We start from the raw sequence: 20,947 nt of genomic DNA, 5'->3' as shown, positions 1-20,947 counted from the left end.
TCATGCAGCTACATAACCGTATTCATACACAACTAGCCATGATACTGACAATGCTGGGTACAACCCTGTTCGTCAGCGGCTGCGGACACGATACCAGGGTTACATCCTCAACGCCGCTACCGACACTTGAACGATCCACAACCGTGCTTTCGGACAATGGCAACGGCACCTTGACGGTACCACGGTCCGGAATTGTCTCGAGAAACGGTACACCCGGGGTGTTTGTATTCGATAATGGCCAGGCGCGGTTTCGCATGATCCGGCCCGGAAAAGTCCATGGCGACCAGCAACAGGTGCTCAGCGGTCTGAACGGCAGCGAAACACTGGTAACCGGCTCATTGAACGAAGTGCGCGACGGCAGCCCGATCACGGTAGCCCGTTGAACCCGGCAACAAGGAATTCAGTCATGTCCAACGATACATCTTTGAATATTGCCGGGCGCGTGACCCGGGCTTTTGTCAACAACAAGCTGACGCTGCTGATTATTGTCTTTTCGCTGATTACCGGCGTGCTCGCCTTTATTTTCACGCCGCGCGAGGAAAACCCACAAATTGTTGTACCGGCAGCCAACATTATTATTGCCAAGCCCGGCGCCACGCCGAGGGAAATCGAACAACTGATTGTCAAGCCGCTCGAAGCCATATTGCAGGGCATGAACGGCGTTGAGCATACCTACGGCATGGCCATGGACTCTGTTGGCGTTGTCAGCGCGCAGTTTTATGTTGGCGAAAACATGGAAGACTCACTGGTCAAGCTTTATGACCGGATCATGAGCAACCTTGATCGCATGCCACCCGGCACACAACAGCCCCTGATCAAACCCGTCGACGTCAATGACGTTCCGATCCTGACCATATCGCTGTCATCGCAGACGCGTGATGACTATCAGTTGCGCCAGACAGGAAACGACGTACTCGAATACCTGCGACGCATGGACAACGTATCGATATCGTTTATACACGGCGGTCGTCCGCGGCAGATCAATGTCGACCTGGATCTCGACCGCATGAAACGCTTCAACATCAGCCTGCTGGAAATTCGCCAGGCACTGGAAGCCACCAATATCGATATTCCCTCTGGCAGCCTGGTCAACCATAACCGCGTAACTACAGTATCTGCCGGCGGCTCGTTGAGAAATGCCAGGGATGTCGGCCTGCTGGTGGTGGGCCTGCGCGAACACCGGCCGGTATATCTCAAGGACATCGCCGCGGTAACAGACGGCCCGGGCGAAATTGATACGGTTCATCGCATCGGATATGGCCCGGCGCATGATGGCAAGCGCCCGGAAGATTACGAAGTAGCAGCAATCAGTATCGCTATCGCCAAGCGCGGCGGTACCAATGCGGTTACCGTGGCCGAAGAAGTGCTGGCACAGCTGGAAACCATTCGCACCAGCATCGTGCCCGATGATGTCTCGGTCAATATTACCCGAAATGATGGCGCCCGTGCTCGAGATGCAGTCAACGTACTCATGGAGCACCTGGCCATTGCCATTGCCACGGTTGTCGGACTGCTGGTGATCTTCCTCGGCTGGCGTGCCGCCGGTATTGTTACCCTGACAATCCCGCTGATCCTGTTTATCGTTTTGACCGTGGGATTTGTCACCGGCCAATCCATCAACCGGATTACGCTATTCGCCCTGATCCTGTCGCTTGGCTTGCTGGTGGATGATTCCATCGTGGTTGTCGAAAACATATTCCGGCATTATGCGCGCAAGGGTGTGGACAAGCTGCATGGCGTGATTGACGCCGTTAATGAAATCGGCAGGCCCACCAACCTCGCCACGTTTACTGTCATCCTGGCGTTTCTGCCCATGGCCTGGGTCACAGGCATGATGGGTCCTTACATGGGGCCGATTCCGTTCAATGTACCGGTGGCCATGATCACTTCGCTGATTATCGCCTACACCGTCGCGCCCTGGGCGGCGTATCGCTGGCTCAAGTGTGAACCGGGACATGGTGATGACCACTCCCAGGGAAAACTTGAGCAGTGGTATACGCGCGGTATGGAAGCGTTGCTGGGCAGCGCCAAAATACGCAAGCGCTTCTTTATTGGTGTCGGTACAGCCATGCTTCTGGTTCTGGCCATGCCCGCCTTCAACCTGGTGTTGTTCAAGATGCTGCCGAAGAACAATACCAACACCTTTAACGTCACCATTGACATGCCCAACGGTACGGCGCTGGAAGAAACCGACCGGGTTGCGCGACGTGTTGGTGACATTTTGCGCCAGCACCCGCAAGTGCAAACCTACGAGACCACGGTTGGCGAACCCGGTGTTGTCGATTTCAATGGCCTGTTGCGTGGCAGCAGCCTGAAGCGCGGCGCGCACATGGCTGAAGTACGCGTTAACCTGCGCGACAAGCACAGTCGCAGCCAGTCATCAATTGACGTTGTGCTGGACTTGCGCGAATCCATGACCGCGCTGGCCACGGAGACCGGTGCCAATATCAAGTTAGTCGAAGATCCACCGGGACCACCGGTACGTGCCACCATCCTGGCCGAACTCTATGGCCCGGACTACGAGACACTGCAAAAACTGGCAGCCGATATTCGTGACAACGTCTTTGCTCACACCGATGATGTCGTAGACATTGACGACAGCCTGGATGATGACAGCCAGCGTTACCGAATCGTCGTCAACCGGGAAAAGGCCCTGCTCGCCGGTATCGCCCCGGCCCAGGTAGCCGAATCCCTGCATGCTTTCCTGGCCGGTTACAAGGCCGGCAGCCTGCGCATGGAATTCGAAAAGGAGCCGGTTCCCATCGAGTTCCGCATTCCCGTTGCTGACCGCACCCAGGCCGCGGACCTGAAACAGATCTTTTTCAACAACCCGCAGGGGCGGCAGGTATTATTGACCGACATTGCCGAGATCCGTACCCAGCAGGAAGAAAAGACCATTCTGCACAAGGATCAGCGGCCAGTTGTTTACGTTACCGGCGAACTGGGTTCCACCAGCCAGGTCTATGCAGTATTGAAGATGTGGCAATACCTGGGTGAACACAAACTGCCCGGTGACGTTCAACTCAAGCAATACTTTATGTCCAAGCCAGATGCTCTTGGCTACAGCCTGCGCTGGGATGGTGAAATGCGCCTGACACTGGACGTGTTCCGCGACCTGGGCTCGGCCTTTGGTGTCGCCATTATCCTGATTTACCTTGTGCTGGTTGGCTACTACCGGTCATTCGGGATCCCGCTGATTGTAATGGGCGCAATTCCGTTGACCATCATCGGCGTACTGCCGGGTCATACCATTATGGGTCAATACTTCACCGCCACATCGATGATCGGTGTTATCGCCCTGGCCGGTATTGTTGTGCGCAACTCACTGCTGTTAATTGACTTCATACTCGAGTACCAGCGCAGCGGGCACACAGTACAGGAGGCCGTGTTGAAGGCCGGCCAGACCCGGTTACGGCCGATCATGCTTACGGCCATGGCGATTGTCCTGGGCACACTGGTGATTATTGTCGACCCGGTATTTGGTGGCCTGGCGGTATCGCTGATATTTGGCACCATTGCCTCCACCGTGCTGACACTGTTTGTCATCCCGCTTATTTACTTCCAGGTCGACCCTGGCAAACAGAAATAACTTCATTCACACCCTGGCCCGGGATCGGGCCGGGGTGCACTCTTTTCCCTTCCTTTCGTTCCGGGTTATTCCTGCTATGCTTGTGATGCAGGAACAATTTACCTGCCAAAAGAATAACAACACGCGACTCCTCTGACCTGCCTGGACCCGCAATACCCGGGCAGATAACGAACATTAACGATTTGAGGTGACTATTCATGGTAGAGAAATCAACCGTCGCCAGGGTGCATAACAGTTTTGGTCGCTGCCTGCTGGGAGACAGGTTCTTTGACCGTTTTTATGAAATCTTTCTCGCCAGCAACGACGAGGTCCCGAAACGTTTCGCCAAAACAGATTTCAAAAAACAAAAGGAGCTGCTGCGCCACGGCCTTGGAACGGTTCTAAACTATGCGACAGGCAGCAATGCCATGGCAAACCATGCCGTTGCCCGGCTCAAGACCAGCCATGGCAAAGAAAATCTCAATATTCCCCCGGCACTTTATGCGAGCTGGATCGACTCGCTGGTGAAAACCGTTTCCGAATGCGATCCCGAGTTCACGGAGCAACTTCGCGAAGACTGGCAAGAAGTGGTTATGCCGGCAATCAAGGAAATGGTGTCAGGCTACAGCAAGTAAAAAAATGGGGCTTCGAAAGCCCCAGGAAGAGAAATGTACACCACGCCAACAGCGCGTGTACTACCGTGATACTCGTTCGAATAGCCGGCGCGCGGTTTTCAGTCTTCAGCACCGCAATCGGAATCAGCTGGCACGAAAAACAAGGCCTGGGCCTCGGTGTCAGCATTCGCAGACGCCATGTGGGTTAAGCCAGCGGACACGGCAAACATCATCAGGATAAACATTGATTTGAACAGTTTCATTACACACCCTTTCACTATATTGCGTTAACTGAGGTTTGGATTTCACAGATCCTCGTCACGAATTCTTGTCTGTCCCGACCACTCTCCACGCGGGACTTATTTTTGCGGTGAGCAGATTCACCGCATGGGCTGCTCAACCGGGGCCAACTGTAAATTGGACGCATTACAAAGCTCTTACAAATAGACTTATGCTTAATAAACAGTCACTTGGGAGTGTGATTGGGGATGATTGGGGTAACCCTGCAGCATGGATCAGGGTTATAGGGCGTAGAGTTAATTGCCTGCCCGGACAAACGAATGGTCTATTTTTCGATGACCGACCTACTCAGGCGCAATGGTCTTGTACAACGATACGGTCTCCGGGCCGGGCGTGGTTTTCAGGATTCGGGATAGCATGGCCCGGCACTGCTGGTACTGGCGAATCGCCTCGGCCTGCTGACCCCGGGCAATATGGGCAGTCATCAATTCCCGGTGAAACACCTCGGCCACCGGATCGATTTCAAGCGCGTACTCGCAGACCTGCTCAACTGCGTCCCATAAACCCAGCTCACCAAGACGGGCGATACCTTGCTGCATCGCCGACAGTGCCCGTTTGCGCAATCGGGTCTGCAGCGGCAACGCCCAGAATGCGTCAGCGTCGTGGGCCAGCAGGTCTCCCTTGTAGAGCTCGGCAATAATTCTCGTCGACGACATGATTCCGGCGCCATCATTGTCCTGGGGTGCGGTACGCAACAACCGGGCTAATGTTTCAATTTCACGCTCAAGCACATCGGCATCAATCCACCAGAACCTTGGATCCATCGTCAGCTGGCCGTTGGCCAACACCAGCGCATCATCATAACCCAGCAACTTTCTCAACCGGTGCAGTGTCGTATGAAATACTTTCATTCCGGCGTCACCTTCAGCATCAGGCCACAATGTCGACACCAGGGATTCCACGGCGATGGCTTTGCGGCCGAAACCGATGAATGCCTTGAGTATCTGCATGGGTTTCTTCTGACCGCTGCCGGAAACGGTTACCGGTTTGTCATCAATTTCCAGGGAGAATGTTCCGAGGGCATGAAGGCGTATGGCAAATGGCCAGTTCCCGGGTACTGGTCGGTCTTCCGGTACCGACAAGCCACGCTGACGGATCATGGAGACAGCATAGTCAGTCTCCACATCCAGGCTCAATGCTTCGGCATATATCGATGCCATTTCGGCGTTGTCCCACTCGATATGGTTACGAATATTGGCACGACTGGCGATGCGCAACATTTCAGCAAGCAGGCCTTTACCGATCTCGTTTTCCGATCGCACATTGTGTATGCGGTACTTCATCAGCAACGCCTTGTATATAATCGCCCCGGCATTGATCTCGCTGGCCTCACTGTAAACCGCATCGGCCAGTTCATATGCCTTGTCCGTATTACCCTGACGATAATAAACATAGGCGCGCAGCATCTGGTGTGGCATATAAAAAAACCGGTTGCCACTGGCATAGAGATTTTCATCAGCAATGGTCACAAGTTTTGCCGCATTGTTAACATCGCCCCGCAGCACTGCACCCCAGGTTTTCAGGTGATAGTACTCGTAATAGCTCCAGTGGTGGCCAGGCTGCAAACGCTCCTGTAATCGCGCCAGGCCCCGATCAATCTCAACGAAATCCTTGCGCGAAATAGCCGCGTAAACATGCTGGGTCAACAGCTGACCATCACGAAAATGAATACCGGTCCTGTCAGCGTAGTCAAACCCTTTGGCAACCATATCCGATGTATGCTCAACCTGGGCCAACATCCACAGATACGTGGGCGCCAGCGCATACCAGTGAAGATAATGTTGTGGCAGAACCTTACCGGAATTGATGCGTGATTCGAGAGCATTGAACACCGCTTCCGCCCTGGCCAGCTCCGCGCCATACCAGGCATGGTATAAAAGTATGTTAGAACCGACCATAAACCTCATATGGTCGTCTTCACCATGAATCACCACTTCTTCAGCCCGATCCAGCCAACGCTCCATATCCGGATGACCCGGTTGACGATAGGCCAGGGCGACAAGAATGGCGCAGGCAAAGTTATCACTGCTTTGCTGGTCAGGAAAGGTGAACCCGGGCTCCATGTAGGCAACGGCATCCTGAATCCAGTCATCCAGCGGGCTGTAATCCTTTCGTTCACGCAAATAGCAGTAAATTACCGAGCGCCAGATTTCAATCTTTCGACGGACATTGGCTGTCGGCCGATACTGCTCGTAGGAACGCGACAATAACTCTCTTGCCGAGGCCGGGTCGTAGGGTGTTTTGGCGAGACCCAGCCAGTAATTCAGATCCGCAGATTCGGTACGGATGTCCTCCGGGATGCTTTCCAGCCAACGAACCACGGTCAATCCACGCCCCTCAGACAGCATTTCTTCCGCCTGCTCGCCAATCATCAGTACAGCGGCATGCCATTGACCTGCCTTGATCATCAGTTCTATGGCCGCTTCGACCATACCTTGTCGTTGCAATACCTCCGCGGATCGTGCGATCAGGCGCAACACGCTCGCCTGGCCTACATCCTGCTCAAGTCGATCACGCAGGAATTGCTGAAACAACGGGTGAAGCTCGAAGACAGGAGAGTAATCGCTGCTCTCAACGGTAAAGTAGTTGCGCTCGGCAAGACCACTCAGCAACTGCCCGGCTGCCGGGTTGCTCGAAAGATGTCTCGCTGATTCAACAGTAATTGCCGGAAGATAGGCAACTGCCAGCAGCAACTCCTGTTCAGCCGGCTCAAGACGATCAAAGATCTCGCCGTTGAAATATTCAAACACGGCCTTGCGGGAAGGATAGGAGTCAATATTTTCAAGCAGGCCCCCGGCGTTACAGTTTTCAATGCGAAGAATGAGGCCGGCCATCCAGCCATTGGATGCCTGGTTCACCGCCCGCACCTGTTCCTGTGTCGCGGTTTGTCGCGTACAGCGCAATCGAATAATCTCGGCACACTCGTCATCGGTAAGACGCAATGCATCGCGATTAACAAGCTCAACTTCTCCGGCGAGCATAAGTCGCGACAGGCTTTCCGGCGGATCATGACGACTGACAACGACAATCTGCCTGCCCGGTGGCAGTTCTTCAACCATTACCGGCAATAACCCGATGATTGACGAATCCGCTCCTGCTTCCTGGAAATTATCCAGCACCAGCACTCCGCGTGCAGAAATCTGTTCGAAAAACTGGCGAAAGAAATTTCTGGCAAAAGCATTCAGGCCTTCCAGGTATTCCGGCCGGAATTGCGGCAAGTCGACTTCACCCCTGGTCAGGTTCGCGGTGGCAAGCAGTGTCATGTACTTGAAAAACGATGCGATATCCGCGTCACCCTCATCAATCTTGTACCACAACGGCGAAAACCGCTTGGCCCGCAGGTAGGTTGAGATTAACGTGGTCTTGCCGGATCCCCCTGCAGCGGACAACCAGACGACCGGTTTATCCCTCGAAGCATCGAGTTGCGCGAACAAACGCTTGCGTTCGCTGACCAGCTTTGGCGCAGGCGCAGTTAACTTGGCGAGCTTTACCGATGACATTACGCTGTCACTCCCGGACCGCGACGCCGAAAGGCGCAGGCAGTCTTGCCGCTCGCGTATTTTTGAATCCTGATTTAATCAGCATAAAACAATCCGGCACTTTCAGTTTCCACAATAGTGCTGCATCCGGTTCATCAAATTCAGCAGACCGAACCGGATTTCAAACCCTACAAGGTGCCATGAACAGGAGTGTTCTATTGCAGGTGCAATACACGAAGCTCCGCGCCTCTTTCGGGCAGGTCTTCGGTTTGCACGTGTACACCCTGGGCTATAGCAACAGTTAATATAATTTTTATTGCTACCGAGTCGCGCAGGAATAATTGTAGTAATGTTATTTCCGGGTTATTTATTGGAGCAAGTCTCCTGTGACCCGCTCCGCCGGATACTGTCTTTGGCAAATCAAAATCGTTGGCAAAGTATGCAACAACTGCACTGACAATTCCAAAAAGACTTTTTCTTACAGGCCAAGTTAAGGAAAATCCCGGAGCCTGTCAACGCGGCACAACGTTCCCGGCGCTTACAGGAAGACCGCGGTTAATAAAGGTCAATTGGATCTATATCCAGTGACCATCGGACCTTTCGACCGGTTTTCAGGTTTTCAATGGTCGGCAAATTCCTGCGAAGCAGTTGGTGCAAAGGACGTCGATCAGCCGCCTGGATCAATAACTGGCCACGATACTTGCCAGCCCGTCTCCACATTGGCGCCTGTACCGGTGAATTCACAACGACCCCGGCAACTGCGTTTGCTGATATCAACAAATAGACTTTTCCCAGGAAAGTCATGACCGCCTCTCCGTCGACTGCCTCGGCACGCAATACCGCCAGGTAACTGCAAGGCGGAAACTGGGCTGTTTCGCGCAAGTCCAGCTCCTGGTCTACAAAACCCGGGTAATCATGTTGGCGCAGGAAGTGAAATACCGGGTGCTCAGGATGCCATGTCTGAATCAATACCTCACCTGCGCGCTCTGCTCGTCCCGCCCGACCGGCTACCTGCATCACTTGCTGCACCAGGGTTTCGGTACCCCGATAGTCTACCGAGTACAGGCCGGAATCCGCGTTGACTACGCCTACCAGTGTTACGCCCGGGAAGTCATGGCCCTTGGACAGCATTTGTGTGCCGACCAGAACATCCACATCGCCGTTTGCCATATCAGCCAGGCAACGCTCCAGTTCACCGCGTCTGGTCGTGGTATCCCGGTCCAGGCGTCGAACCCGGGCCCCCGGTAAACGTTGCGCCAGGCTGGCTTCCAGTTTTTCCGTACCCTCGCCGATGGGGTTAAGGTTCTTTCCACCGCAACCGGGGCACTGTTCAATCGCCGGCACATCGTGACCGCAATGATGGCATCGTAGACGTAATGAAGACTTGTGAAACACCAGGCGCGCTTCGCATCGCGGGCACTGGCTGATCCAGCCGCAGTCATAACACATGGTTACCGGGGCAAAGCCACGGCGGTTCAGGTAAACAATACACTGGCCACCACCTGTAATGGTTTGTTCCATGCGCTCAACCAACTGCGGCGACAAGCCGTCCGGGGACGAGGTTTTGCGCATATCCAGCAGCCGTATTGCCGGCAAACGGGCATTTCCCGCCCGATCACTCATGGCAAGATAATGATATTGACCGACCTTGCATCGGTGCATGGACTCCATGGACGGCGTTGCTGAACCCAGCACAATCGGAATAGCATCTCTATAGGCGCGCATTACCGCCACATCTCGGGCATGGTAACGCACGCCGTCCTGCTGCTTGAGGGAAGCATCATGCTCTTCATCAACCACGATCAGGCCGAGTCTGGGCAATGGCACAAACACGGCCGAACGTGTGCCGATAACCACATCGACATCACCGGCACGCGCACCCAACCAGGCGTTCATGCGCTCGGTATCGGTCAAGCTTGAATGTAATACCACGATCCTGTCGGGGCCCAGCCGTTGACGAAACCGCTGCATGAGTTGCGGTGTCAGGCCGATTTCGGGCACCAGCACCAGCACCTGCCGATCGGCTGCCCGGAGTCGCTCAATCAATGACAGGTAGACTTCGGTTTTGCCACTACCGGTCACACCATGCAAAACGTGACAATGATAACCATCCAAACGCGAGCCTATGCGGTCCACGGCGACCTGTTGGCCAGGCATTAGCGCCGGCGGCGCCAAGGTGCTGACTATGTCACCGGTTTCAGGCACCGGTTTTAATTCCACTGACTCCAGCAGGCCCAGGGCTTCGAGCCGGGCAATGGCCCCACGCGCGCCGCCACCGATTTCCAGCAGCAGCTGTTGGGCAACAGGACCACCGCGCAGCCTTGCAACGATGGCTGCCTGAACCGGGGCCCGTTTGAATTGGCTGTCTTCCGCTTGCTCTCCAGCAGCGCTCAGGCGCCAGGCGCGCATCGTCGCCAGCAACGGCTCGGCCTCGCGCGGTTGCCGCAACAACCGCGGCAAAGCCGCTTCGTACACCTCGCCGGGCGGCGCCAAATAATACTCGGCAACCCAGTCAAGCAAGGCACGCACTTCACCATCCAGCAGGGTTTCGCTGTCCAACAGGCTGATTACGGCTTTAATTCGGCGCGCATCCACGTCAGGCCGAACATTAGACGCGACAACAACCCCGACGAGTTGTCGACGCCCGAACGGGACCAGCACCCGTGAGCCCGGCTCAGGATCGGGCATGGCGGCTGGCACAGCGTAATCAAAGAGCTGTCGCAACGGTGCCGGCACCGCGACGCGGCAATATCGCTCTAGTGGTACTTCAGACATAAACTACCTTGGTCAGCGTGGAACATATCCCGGATGCGTTCCACATTGAGATGGCAACGAGGTTTACCAGCTAACTGCTTGTTTCGAAACCAATTCAGTAGTTGCCCACAGATGCTGTGGATAACTCTGTGAATGAAATGGCGACAGCTGCCAAAAAAGCCTGTAAACAAGCCAATTTTGTTAAATTGCTGAAAAATTAGGCGAAGTGCTTTCTCTTTTATTTTCAATAAGTTGCACTGTAATTCAAGTATGGGTAATGAATATTTGTGACATTTCATTTGAGTCTTATAGATTCCGGCCGAAAATGTGAATAACTTGGCGCAAAATCAGATTCGTCATTCGCTGTCAAGGCCCACATTGACTCTCTTTTGCGACTGACCCCGAATCAGGTCTCGCGCCCACATGTCGTTAAATTGAGCCAAAAACCAGTCCTGGGCACCACCCAGGCTGCCGCTGCGCCAGATCAGATTCAGAATGACAGGCGACTTTCCTTCCAGCAAGGATTTTTCCACCAGCTCACCGGATTCAATGGCGGGTGCTGCCAAATGCTGCGGCAAATAGCCAACGCCGATTCCGTCCAGCTGGGCGCCAAGCTTTGCCTGCTGGTTGGGCACGGTCAACACATCCTGGCCACCCAATAACCCGGAGCTACGCGGCGGCAAAAATCGGGAACTGTCTGCTGCGGACACGGCCCGGTAGGGTCGAATCTGCTCCGGGGACAACGGTTCGGGCATGTCGGCCAGCGGGTGTCCAGGCGCAACAGCAAAAACAAAATCCACCTCGGTGAGCATGCGCTGGTGAAAACCGATGGATTGCGGGCCTTCTCCGGGCGCACCGACTACGATATCAGCGCGCCCGGACGCCAGGGCATCCCAGCAGCCACCATAAACTTCCTCCAGCAACTGGATCTGGGTCCGGCCACCCTGGGCATAGAACTGCTGGACCAAGGGGTACACCCATGGCAGTGGAATCAGGTCAACTACAGCAATACGTAACCGATTCTCCCAGCCGCTGGCCAGGTAACGCATACGCTCTTCGGTATCGGCCACCTGTTGCAGAATCACGCGCCCCTGGACCAACAGTTCCTTGCCCGCCTCGCTTAACCGCGGCCGGTTACGGCTGCGATCAAATAATGCCAGGCCGAGATCGGACTCCAGCCTGGCCATGGTATAGCTCAAAGCAGAAGGCACACGATGCAGGGATTTCGCTGCAGCGCTGAAACTTCCCTGCCGATCGATGGCATCCAGAACCTGGAGTGCGTCAAGACTCAGTTTCATATTCAAAATATTTGAATGTTATATGCGATATTATTTACTGGATTTTGCCTCAAAATCCAGATTATTGTAGCTATCAATTTCAAATATTTTGACAGAAGCGACCCTAATTCATGGCTATTGAATTACGCCCGGGCGCCGAACGCGGTGAAAGCCGTTACGGTGGCTGGCTACACAGCTATCACACTTTTTCCTTTGCCGACTATGTTGACCCGGCACATGTGCACTTTTCGGTTTTGCGGGTCATCAATGACGACACGGTTCAGGGTGGTGGTGGATTCCCGCCGCATCCGCACCGGGACATGGAAATAATCAGTTACGTTACCCAGGGCGGGCTGGCGCACCGGGACAGTATGGGCAACGGCTCCGTTATCCGGGCTGGCGAGTTTCAGCGCATGACCGCCGGCACCGGTGTCGTGCACAGCGAATACAACGTCTCGGCAGACGAGGCGGTCAAATTTTTCCAGATCTGGATCGTGCCCAACCAGCGCATGTTGCCGCCTTCCTACGATCAGCGGAAATTTGAAGTTTCGGAAAAACAGAACCGGTTATGCCTGGTTGCTTCCGGGAATCCGGATGATGATGCGCTGCATATCCACCAGGATTGCCGGCTGTACCTGTGCCGCCTCGACCGAGGCGCCAGCGTTGTCCACAACCTGGCTCACGGACGCTGTGCCTATATCCAGGTAGTGGAAGGAACGCTGCAACTGAATGATATCGACATGCAGGCCGGGGACGGTGCGCGCGTACACAACACGGATCAATGCCGGTTCTCGGCAACGACTGAAACCGAATTCTTGTTATTTGATCTGCCCTGAACAAACGCAGGACAGTATCAAAACTCACACACAACATATCATTACAGGAGGTTTCAATATGTCTTTTTTATGTCAACTTACAAAGCAGTACGGACCATTGGCAGGCCGGTTTCTGCTGGCACTGATTTTTGTCACGTCCGGATTTGGCAAAATTGCCGGTTTTGCCGGCACCGCCGGTTACATTGCCAGCAAGGGCTTGCCAATGCCGGAAGTGCTTACGGTGCTGACCATTATCATTGAACTGGGTGGCGGCCTGATGATCATGGTCGGCTGGCAGGCACGATGGGCGGCTGCAGCCATCTTCCTGTTCCTGATCCCGGTGACCTTCATCTTTCACGCGTTCTGGAATGTAACGGATCCGCAGGCCCAGTTTGTTGATCGCATCATGTTCATGAAGAACCTTGCCATCATGGGTGGCATGCTGCTGGTAACGGCCTGGGGTTCAGGACCATTGAGCATGAAGAATGATAACTGCTGAGCAATATCGGAATCCGGTTTGGAGATATAATGGGTTTACTGATAGATGGCACGTGGCATAACACATGGTATGAGCCGGATGAAGACGGCAAATTCGTACGACCACAAACTCGTTTTCGCAACCGGGTCAGTGCTGATGGTTCGTCCGGCTTCAAGGCTGAGGCCGGACGCTACCACCTGTATGTATCGCTCGCCTGTCCCTGGGCGCATCGCACCCTCATCATGCGCAAACTCAAGCGACTTGAATCAGCTATCACGGTTTCCGTGGTAAACCCTGACATGCTTGAGAACGGCTGGAGTTTTGATCCAGCTGACGGCGTGATTGCCGACAGCCTCCACAATGCGCGTTACATGCACGAGGTCTACACACGTGCCGATGCACACTACACCGGCAGGGTGACGGTTCCGGTTTTATGGGACAAACGCTCGGATATTATCGTCAGCAACGAATCACGCGAAATCCTGCGCATGCTCGATACGGAGTTCGATGATATTGCAGTCAACCCGGCAAGCTTTTACCCGGATACACTGGCAAAACTCATCGATGAGACCATCGACGCCATTTATGAGCCTGTTAACAATGGCGTCTATCGTGCCGGTTTTGCTGTCAGCCAGGAAGCCTATGAACAGGCTGTAACCGAACTGTTCCAGGCGCTTGATTATTGGGATGCAATACTGGGCAGGCAACGTTTTCTTTGCGGTAATGTTGTCACTGAAGCGGACTGGTGCCTGTTTACCACCCTGTTTCGTTTTGACGCAGTATATTTCGGGCACTTCAAATGCAACCTGAGACGAATTACCGATTACAGCAATCTCTGGCCCTATGTCCGTGACCTGTACCAGCATGAAGGCATTGCCGACACCTGCAATATGGACCACTGCAAGCGTCATTATTATTACAGTCACGACATGATTAATCCGACCCGCATTGTCCCTGCAGGACCGGAACTGGATTTCATGTTGCCCCACGGGCGCGACCAAAAATTCGGCTGCGGCTAACAAGCCGGGTTGACTATAATCACCCGACAGAGGCCAGCTTCCACGCGCCCAGCGCCAGCCAGTGCTCGAATTCATCGATGGGTAATGGTCGCCCGACATGGTACCCCTGGGCGGCATCACAGCCTATTTCACGCAGGCGTCCCAGCACGCGCGCACTCTCGACACCTTCGGCCACTACCTTGAGTCCCATGTAATGGGCCAGGTCGACACTGGCACGCACAATGGCATCATCATTGGCGTCCACGTCCATACCTATTACAAACGACTTGTCGATCTTCATGGCCTTGGCCGGAAATTTTTTCAGGTAAGACAGTGACGAATAGCCGGTACCAAAATCATCAATGGTAATGCTCAAACCGGCCTCGGAAAGTTTTTTCAGCATGGCCAGCGCACGCAATGGATCAGTCATGACCGAGCTTTCTGTAATCTCCAGGTCGAGCACACTGGCGGGCAACTGGTAATAAGTCAGCAAATCAAAAATCACGGTAACGATATCGGATACCTGCAGGTCACGAACTGACAGGTTTACCGATACGGTCAGGGGCTTGCCGGCATCGCGCCACTTCCGCGCCTGCACCAGGGATTGCTCAATCACCCAGCGGCTGAGCTCGGTAACCTGGCCAGTCTGCTCAAGCATGGGAATAAAAATATCCGGTGGTACAGATTTTTTGCTCCCACGCGGCCAGCGTACCAGGGCTTCAACTGACGTAATCATGTTGCTTTTTATGTCGAGCTTCGGCTGGTAGTGCAATATGAACTTGCGATTGATCACCGCGTCGCGCAGATCACCGGCCAACGCCAGTCTTTCCGGGTTGTGCTGGTCAAGCGCCGTATTGTAGACACCGAAACCGGTTTTCGCGCCCTTGGCTGCGTACATGGCCACGTCGGCACGCTGCAGCAGTTCACTCGCTGTTTTTCCGTGCTCCGGAAACAGGGCGATGCCGATACTGGCGCCAAGATAGAAACTGTGATCCTCCACCTTGATTACCTGTTTCAGCTCATTCAGCAGATCACGCGCCATTCGTACGGCGGCTTTCTCATCGGCATGGTGCATCAGTACGGCAAATTCATCGCCACCGAGCCGACCCATGGTATCGCCAAGCTCAAGCCTCGAATTCAGCAGCACGCCGACCTGCTGCAACACCAGGTCACCCATCTGGTGGCCGAGCGTGTCATTAATCTCTTTGAACCGGTCAAGATCGAGAATCATCAGGGCAAACGTCCGCTTGTTCTGGGCCGCGGACAACAAGGTCTGTTCGAGCCGATCGCGCAACAATGCCCGGTTGGGCAAATTGGTTAACGGATCCTTGAAAGCAAGGCGCTCAAGACTTTCGTACATGGTACCAAGCCTTGCTGTCATTTCATTGATATTGCTTGAGAGCTCGGCCACCTCGGCATTACCGGTAATCCTGACATTGTCCCCCAGGTGACGTTGGTCGCCTTTTATCCTGCGGACATGCATGGTCAGCTTCTGCAACGGATCAATAACCGATTTCTGCAATATCGTTAACGCCATGAACAAGGCAATGATCATGATAGCTGCTGCCACCAGGGTAACCATATAGCTGATCTTGTCCATGCTCTCGTAGTAGGTCTTCATATCCTTGGCGACAACCATCTGCAGATCGCTGTCGTAGGGGATTGCCGGAACCATCAGGTCGCTAAGAAGATAGTGTTCAGACTGGCTCCGCGGCCAGCCTGGAGAATGATAAAAGGTTTCGCCGTTTACAAAACCGGCCTTGAGAAAGACACCCAGCTTTTCAGCAACCAGTCCCAATAACTGCATAGGCTCATGAACCACTTGCACGTAGGCTGAAGGTATACCGTCTCCGACTGTTACCGCGGTCATGTAATACACCGCCGCTTCTTCTATACAAAACCCGGACGCCACACCCTTGCCGGACTCAGAACCCGAGTTAACCGCCATGTTCATGATCGGACGGCAATGCCTTATATTGATCTTGCTTGATGACTGAACAAGCAGTGACTGGCTGGCATCACTGACCGCAACAACCAGCGGGTTGCCCGCGCCGTCACGATTCCCTGTACGCTGACCGGCATTTCGTAATGTATTGCCGAGCAGGGTGCGCAGGTAATCAACGTCGGAACTGGCCACAGCCTTGGCAAACATCCTGTCGCCAAGCAGGCTCCCGGCCAACTCGACAGCATTACGCTCATGGCCATCAAGCACCTGATCCATGCGCGCAGCAAAAGCATCGCGAATCAGGCCCTGCTCACGCTGAATCGCATTCTCCCGGAAGATCCTGTCGCTGGCCGTCACCAGGCCAATGGCAAGCACTCCCATAATGACGATTGCCACCACCGGCACAACGCGAATGGATAAATGATCAATTATCAAGCACACCTCTTTCTGGATCTGCAGGCATGCAGACCGCATCCCCGTATTCGACCGCAATCACGGTTCCTTCACCTCAATATCATGGTCGCGTACCCGGACTAAATCTAGTACACATTTTATTTGTATGCTATTTATCCATACCGGCTTATAACTCGGCAACAGATTCACGAACCCCGATTTTTCTCGCCAGGAGACGCCTTGTGAGCCAGACCGATAACGATGCCTGGGCAGCCATTTTTTTCGATATAGAGCAGAAATCCGGGAGCAAACTCGAGCGCCCTCATTGCCGATCGGTCGGCGGCGGCTCCATCAATTCAGCCTGGATCGTCGATTCCGGTGAATTGCAATACTTTGTCAAAACCAATCGCGCGGACCGACTGGAAATGTTTATCGCCGAGTCCGAGGGTCTGAACGAGATGATAGAGAGCCAGAATGGCAATCATCCCGACCGATTGCACATTCCCGCCCCCGTCTGCGTCGGCGTTGCCGGTCACAGCAGCTATATCGCCATGGAGTATCTTGCTGTCGGTAGCGGTAACAGTAACAGCATGGTTCAGCTCGGCCGCGCCCTGGCCAGGATGCATCGGCAATCACAAACACAATTCGGCTGGCATCGCGACAACACCATAGGCTCGACACCGCAACCCAATAACCGGGAATCATCCTGGATCGAATTCTACCGACAACATCGTCTTGGCTTTCAGCTTGAACTGGCCGGAAAAAACGGCGCCGACAGGCGCACCCTTGAGCGCGGCCTAAGGCTATCCGAGGATCTCGACGGATTTTTCCAGCAGTACCAGCCCATGGCATCACTGCTGCACGGTGACTTGTGGTCCGGGAATTACGCCATATTGACTTCCGGCGATCCGGCAATATTCGATCCGGCAGTCTATTATGGGGATCGGGAAGCTGACCTCGCCATGACCGAGCTATTCGGCGGATTCTCCCGGGACTTTTACAGCGCCTATAACGAAGCCTGGCCCATAGACACAGGTTATAAAACCCGGAAAAACCTGTACAACCTGTACCACATTCTCAATCACTTCAATCTATTTGGTGGTGGATACCTGGGACAAGCGACGCACACGATCGACTCCCTGCTCGCCGAATTGAACTAAATCCAAACATGTAATCAATGGACGGGTATTTGCCGGTTATGTTTTTTATTCCAACAAAAACACGTACAAACCTCATGGGCAAACTATTTGCACGATTTTACAAAGTTTTTACATAACCGGATTGCAACGAGGTATGGCATAATGTTTACTGAATACATGGTAATGAGCTGACGGTTTTCACAGAAAACTTTTAAGGAAACATCATGAAAATCTCCACTAAAGCTAGATATGCTGTTATGGCCATGCTGGAACTGGCACTCAATGATAACAGCAGCCCGATCAACCTGACCGACATTTCCCGTGCCCAGGGTATTTCCCTGTCGTACCTGGAACAACTGTTTGCCAACCTTAGAAAAAGTGGGCTGGTGAAAGGTCGTCGCGGTCCTGGCGGTGGATATCGCCTCGCTGCAGCACCTTCGGACATCACGGTTGCCCAGATCGTTTCAGCGGTCAATGACAACACCGCCGCCATGGAGCGCCGCTCGACAAAAGGCGAGTATCTCCCGGCAGACCTGTGGGATCGGCTCAGCGACAAGATCGGTATTTACCTGGAAGGCATCAGCCTCGCCGAATGCATGGAAAACGTGGAAACTCTCGAGAGCCTGGAGCAAAAGGCAGGCTAGCGAGGAAACTTGTTTTTGTCGCCGGAACGCATAGCCATGCCGCCCGGTGGCTCGGACAGGGTGATCACATGATCACTCTGCTCTGGAACTGGTCTCAAAACAAGCTTCACATTCACCCGCATCTGGACGACTCTCGATCGAGCCTGACCGGCAATACCCCGGTCACTGCGATGGCGTTCAGCCGGGGTGGGGCCACTACCGCCATAATCTCCACACCCTCTTTCCGGGCGCGTTTCAAGCCTTCGGCGTAATCTGCATCAACCCAATCTGCCGCGCCAACCCTGGTGACGTCATCGCGCTGAACACAAAAACACAACACCGCCCGATCACCGGCCTGCACTACCTTAATCAGTTCACGCAAATGCTTTTGTCCGCGCATACTGACTGCATCGGGAAAATAGCCTGTCTGTCCCCGAACCAGGGTAACGTTCTTTACCTCGATATAGCAGTCCGGACGAATGCGGCTGCTGAGCTTGAGATCAATACGGCTGGCCTCGTCGCCATAGCGCTGTTCACGCTGCAGCGTTTCATAGCCATTCAACGAGGGCAGCATTTTGCCGGTTATCGCCTCCTCCACCAGCGCATTGGCACGCAAGGTATTGATGCCGATCAGGGCTCCGGTGCCGGTTTCAACCAGTTCCCAGGTATACGGGTACTTGCGTCCGGCCTTATTGGCAATACTCAGCCACACGCGGCTGCCCGGCTCGGCGCAACCGGTCATGGCGCCGGTATTGGCGGTATGCGCCGTTACCTGCACCCCTGTATCCAGCCAGACATCGGCAAGGAATCGCTTGTAGCGGCGAAGCAAGCGCCCGCGCACCAGCGGTTGATCAAACTTCATTATACGACCAGGCGCTTGCGGATAAGTCGTACAGCTACCACGTAGCCGAACACCGTATAGATACACAAAACCGTACAATGCAGAACAAGGTCAGCCGGCCACTGTCCGGCCATCAGTGGTCGCACCAGCTCAACAGCATGGATCAATGGCAATAACTGGATTAACTGTTGCAAAACGAACGGTAGTCCATCAACCGGGAAGAATACACCTGACAGCATGGTCATTGGCATCAATATCAGTGTCTGATAATAATTAAAGAAATCGTAACTGCTGGCATACGCTGTCATGATAAGTGCCGGCCCGGCGAAACACAGGCCAATAAAGAATGTTGCCGGAATCACCCACAATGACAGCCATGAGCTGGCAATACCCAGCGACACCGCAACCAGGAGTATGGCACTGCCGTTAATCAGGCTCTTGGTTGCGCACCAGACCAACTCACCGGCAAGAATATCCGGCACTGACAACGGGGTCGCCATCATGGCATCGTAGGTGCGCTGCGGCACCATGCGTGTATACACCGAATAGTTGGCTTCAAAACTCGCTGCTGTCATGGCTGACGCGGCGACAATACCAGCGGCCAGGAACGACAGATAAGGCATGCCGTTCATGCTTTCAATAAAGCGCCCCAACCCGTAACCCAGGCCTAGCAGATACAGCAAAGGCTCGCCAAAATTCACCAACAGGCTCGGCCCGATCAGCCGTCGCCACACCTTGATGTTGCGGCGCCATACCGCCAGAACACCGGTCAATCCTGTTGGCAACAATGGGTTCAATCGCGCAACTCCCGGCCCGTCAATTTCAGGAATACATCTTCAAGATTCGCCGGTCGATGCACATAATTCACGCTGGCGTATTCGTCTACCCTGGCAAGCAGTGCCTTCACTTCCCGACCATAAACATAAAGTGTATCGCCAATGAGCTCGGCTTCAACATCTGGATATTCTGGGAGCAGGTTCTGCACGGTTTCGTATTCACTCCTGACTTCCACCACTTCCGGCAACACGTGCCGGCCGATCAGTGCTGATGGCGAGCCCTGGGCAATAATGAGACCATTCTCCATAATCGCCAGCTCATCACACAGGCGTTCGGCTTCTTCCATATAGTGCGTAGTCAACAACAGTGTTTTGCCCATAGCCACCAGGTCGCGCAGCTTGCGCCAGATCAGGTGACGCGCCTGCGGGTCGAGACCGGTCGTTGGCTCATCCAGCACAATCAACTCCGGATCATTGACCAGGGCACGGGCTATGGTAAGCCGGCGCTGCATACCGCCGGACAAGGTATGAATGCGTGAGTCCGCCTTGTCACGAAGGTTGACGAAATCAAGCAACGCATCAAGTCTTGGCTGGACTTCATGAACAGGTATGCCGAAAAAACTGGCGTAGACCAGCAGGTTCTCGGCAACGGTGAAATCCGGATCCAGGTTATCCAGTTGTGGAACCACTCCAATACGGCGACGTGCCAATGACGCAGAACCTGGCATGGGCAGATCAAATACTTTGAGCTCACCGCCGGTTGGGGGAGACAGCCCCAGGGTCATTTTCAGGGTTGTGGTTTTGCCGGCGCCATTCGGACCGAGCAAACCAAAACAGCTGCCTGGCGCAACAGCAAAATCAATTCCCTTGACGACAGCATTGCGGCCAAAATTCTTCTTCAGTTCACGGGCAGCAATTACACTCATAGTCGCGCATTAGAGTTTTTC

At 54.1% G+C, this 20,947-nt stretch carries 16 protein-coding genes; 8 read left to right on the top strand and 8 right to left on the bottom strand.

Features of this window, described 5'->3' with window-relative positions:
* Nucleotides 1–2 precede the first annotated feature (2 nt).
* From OEZ10_05650 to OEZ10_05640, 3 genes are all read left to right on the top strand, one after another.
* Nucleotides 3–383: a hypothetical protein gene (locus OEZ10_05650; protein ID MDH5632464.1), complete on the top strand. Its 381-nt coding sequence runs from the start codon at nt 3–5 to the stop codon at nt 381–383.
* Nucleotides 384–406: 23 nt separating this feature from the next.
* Nucleotides 407–3,589 carry an efflux RND transporter permease subunit gene (locus tag OEZ10_05645; protein ID MDH5632463.1) on the top strand — a complete coding sequence of 1,061 codons (3,183 nt, stop codon included), beginning with the start codon at nt 407–409 and terminating at the stop codon, nt 3,587–3,589.
* 197 nt (nt 3,590–3,786) lie between these two features.
* Nucleotides 3,787–4,203 carry a globin gene (locus OEZ10_05640; GenBank protein MDH5632462.1) on the top strand — a complete coding sequence of 139 codons (417 nt, stop codon included), beginning with the start codon at nt 3,787–3,789 and terminating at the stop codon, nt 4,201–4,203.
* 98 nt (nt 4,204–4,301) lie between these two features.
* Here the strand turns inward: OEZ10_05640 and OEZ10_05635 are convergent, their stop codons facing one another.
* The 4 genes from OEZ10_05635 to OEZ10_05620 all read right to left on the bottom strand — a co-directional run bounded on the left by OEZ10_05635 (nt 4,302) and on the right by OEZ10_05620 (nt 12,013).
* Nucleotides 4,302–4,445: a hypothetical protein gene (locus OEZ10_05635; GenBank protein MDH5632461.1), complete on the bottom strand. Its 144-nt coding sequence runs from the start codon at nt 4,443–4,445 to the stop codon at nt 4,302–4,304.
* A 321-nt stretch (nt 4,446–4,766) separates the two neighbouring features.
* On the bottom strand, nt 4,767–7,982 hold the full coding sequence (locus tag OEZ10_05630) for a hypothetical protein (GenBank protein ID MDH5632460.1): 3,216 nt from the start codon (nt 7,980–7,982) through the stop codon (nt 4,767–4,769).
* Nucleotides 7,983–8,516: 534 nt separating this feature from the next.
* Complete coding sequence (locus OEZ10_05625; protein MDH5632459.1) at nt 8,517–10,736, bottom strand: primosomal protein N'; 2,220 nt, start codon at nt 10,734–10,736, stop codon at nt 8,517–8,519.
* 335 nt (nt 10,737–11,071) lie between these two features.
* On the bottom strand, nt 11,072–12,013 hold the full coding sequence (locus OEZ10_05620) for a LysR family transcriptional regulator (GenBank protein ID MDH5632458.1): 942 nt from the start codon (nt 12,011–12,013) through the stop codon (nt 11,072–11,074).
* A 110-nt stretch (nt 12,014–12,123) separates the two neighbouring features.
* Between OEZ10_05620 and OEZ10_05615 the strand changes: the two genes are divergently transcribed.
* The 3 genes from OEZ10_05615 to OEZ10_05605 are packed head-to-tail and all read left to right on the top strand — an operon-like array spanning nt 12,124 to nt 14,304.
* The gene (locus OEZ10_05615; protein MDH5632457.1) at nt 12,124–12,828 is read left to right on the top strand and encodes a pirin family protein; all 705 of its coding nucleotides are present in this window, start codon (nt 12,124–12,126) and stop codon (nt 12,826–12,828) included.
* A gap of 58 nt (nt 12,829–12,886) precedes the next feature.
* Nucleotides 12,887–13,306, top strand: a complete 420-nt coding sequence (locus tag OEZ10_05610) for a DoxX family protein (protein MDH5632456.1) — start codon at nt 12,887–12,889, stop codon at nt 13,304–13,306.
* 29 nt (nt 13,307–13,335) lie between these two features.
* Complete coding sequence (locus OEZ10_05605; protein MDH5632455.1) at nt 13,336–14,304, top strand: glutathione S-transferase family protein; 969 nt, start codon at nt 13,336–13,338, stop codon at nt 14,302–14,304.
* A 19-nt stretch (nt 14,305–14,323) separates the two neighbouring features.
* Here the strand turns inward: OEZ10_05605 and OEZ10_05600 are convergent, their stop codons facing one another.
* Nucleotides 14,324–16,702, bottom strand: a complete 2,379-nt coding sequence (locus tag OEZ10_05600) for an EAL domain-containing protein (protein MDH5632454.1) — start codon at nt 16,700–16,702, stop codon at nt 14,324–14,326.
* 161 nt (nt 16,703–16,863) lie between these two features.
* Here OEZ10_05600 and OEZ10_05595 point away from each other — a divergent pair, with 161 nt between their 5' ends.
* Entirely contained in the window at nt 16,864–17,781 is a 918-nt protein-coding gene (locus tag OEZ10_05595; protein MDH5632453.1) for a fructosamine kinase family protein, read from the top strand.
* A 203-nt stretch (nt 17,782–17,984) separates the two neighbouring features.
* Nucleotides 17,985–18,404 carry an Rrf2 family transcriptional regulator gene (locus OEZ10_05590; protein MDH5632452.1) on the top strand — a complete coding sequence of 140 codons (420 nt, stop codon included), beginning with the start codon at nt 17,985–17,987 and terminating at the stop codon, nt 18,402–18,404.
* Nucleotides 18,405–18,516: 112 nt separating this feature from the next.
* Here OEZ10_05590 and sfsA read toward each other — a convergent pair whose 3' ends face one another.
* Genes sfsA through OEZ10_05575 form a run of 3 tightly spaced genes read right to left on the bottom strand, consistent with a single transcriptional unit; the run spans nt 18,517 to nt 20,926 of the window.
* Nucleotides 18,517–19,245: a DNA/RNA nuclease SfsA gene (gene sfsA, locus OEZ10_05585; protein MDH5632451.1), complete on the bottom strand. Its 729-nt coding sequence runs from the start codon at nt 19,243–19,245 to the stop codon at nt 18,517–18,519.
* Entirely contained in the window at nt 19,245–20,021 is a 777-nt protein-coding gene (locus tag OEZ10_05580) for an ABC transporter permease (GenBank protein ID MDH5632450.1), read from the bottom strand. The genes sfsA and OEZ10_05580 overlap by 1 nt, the downstream gene beginning before the upstream one ends.
* Nucleotides 20,018–20,926 carry an ATP-binding cassette domain-containing protein gene (locus tag OEZ10_05575; protein ID MDH5632449.1) on the bottom strand — a complete coding sequence of 303 codons (909 nt, stop codon included), beginning with the start codon at nt 20,924–20,926 and terminating at the stop codon, nt 20,018–20,020. Before OEZ10_05575 ends, OEZ10_05580 begins: the two co-directional genes overlap by 4 nt.
* Between the last annotated feature and the right edge of the window lie 21 nt (nt 20,927–20,947).

The sequence above is a fragment of the Gammaproteobacteria bacterium genome (assembly GCA_029880545.1).
Lineage (GTDB): Bacteria > Pseudomonadota > Gammaproteobacteria > Acidiferrobacterales > SZUA-150 > JAOUOD01.
The sequence above is the reverse complement of the archived record's forward strand: the minus strand, read 5'-3'. Positions and strand labels throughout refer to the sequence as shown.

Excerpts from the sequence above, each read along its gene's own strand:
- OEZ10_05640 (MDH5632462.1), top strand. The coding sequence starts at position 3,787 with ATGGTAGAGAAATCAACCGTCGCCAGGGTGCATAACAGTTTTGGTCGC.
- OEZ10_05590 (MDH5632452.1), top strand. The coding sequence starts at position 17,985 with ATGAAAATCTCCACTAAAGCTAGATATGCTGTTATGGCCATGCTGGAA.
- OEZ10_05615 (MDH5632457.1), top strand. The coding sequence starts at position 12,124 with ATGGCTATTGAATTACGCCCGGGCGCCGAACGCGGTGAAAGCCGTTAC.
- OEZ10_05600 (MDH5632454.1), bottom strand. The coding sequence starts at position 16,702 with ATGCGGTCTGCATGCCTGCAGATCCAGAAAGAGGTGTGCTTGATAATT.
- OEZ10_05610 (MDH5632456.1), top strand. The coding sequence starts at position 12,887 with ATGTCTTTTTTATGTCAACTTACAAAGCAGTACGGACCATTGGCAGGC.
- OEZ10_05620 (MDH5632458.1), bottom strand. The coding sequence starts at position 12,013 with ATGAAACTGAGTCTTGACGCACTCCAGGTTCTGGATGCCATCGATCGG.
- sfsA (MDH5632451.1), bottom strand. The coding sequence starts at position 19,245 with ATGAAGTTTGATCAACCGCTGGTGCGCGGGCGCTTGCTTCGCCGCTAC.
- OEZ10_05575 (MDH5632449.1), bottom strand. The coding sequence starts at position 20,926 with ATGAGTGTAATTGCTGCCCGTGAACTGAAGAAGAATTTTGGCCGCAAT.
- OEZ10_05625 (MDH5632459.1), bottom strand. The coding sequence starts at position 10,736 with ATGTCTGAAGTACCACTAGAGCGATATTGCCGCGTCGCGGTGCCGGCA.
- OEZ10_05635 (MDH5632461.1), bottom strand. The coding sequence starts at position 4,445 with ATGAAACTGTTCAAATCAATGTTTATCCTGATGATGTTTGCCGTGTCC.
- OEZ10_05650 (MDH5632464.1), top strand. The coding sequence starts at position 3 with ATGCAGCTACATAACCGTATTCATACACAACTAGCCATGATACTGACA.
- OEZ10_05605 (MDH5632455.1), top strand. The coding sequence starts at position 13,336 with ATGGGTTTACTGATAGATGGCACGTGGCATAACACATGGTATGAGCCG.
- OEZ10_05645 (MDH5632463.1), top strand. The coding sequence starts at position 407 with ATGTCCAACGATACATCTTTGAATATTGCCGGGCGCGTGACCCGGGCT.
- OEZ10_05630 (MDH5632460.1), bottom strand. The coding sequence starts at position 7,982 with ATGTCATCGGTAAAGCTCGCCAAGTTAACTGCGCCTGCGCCAAAGCTG.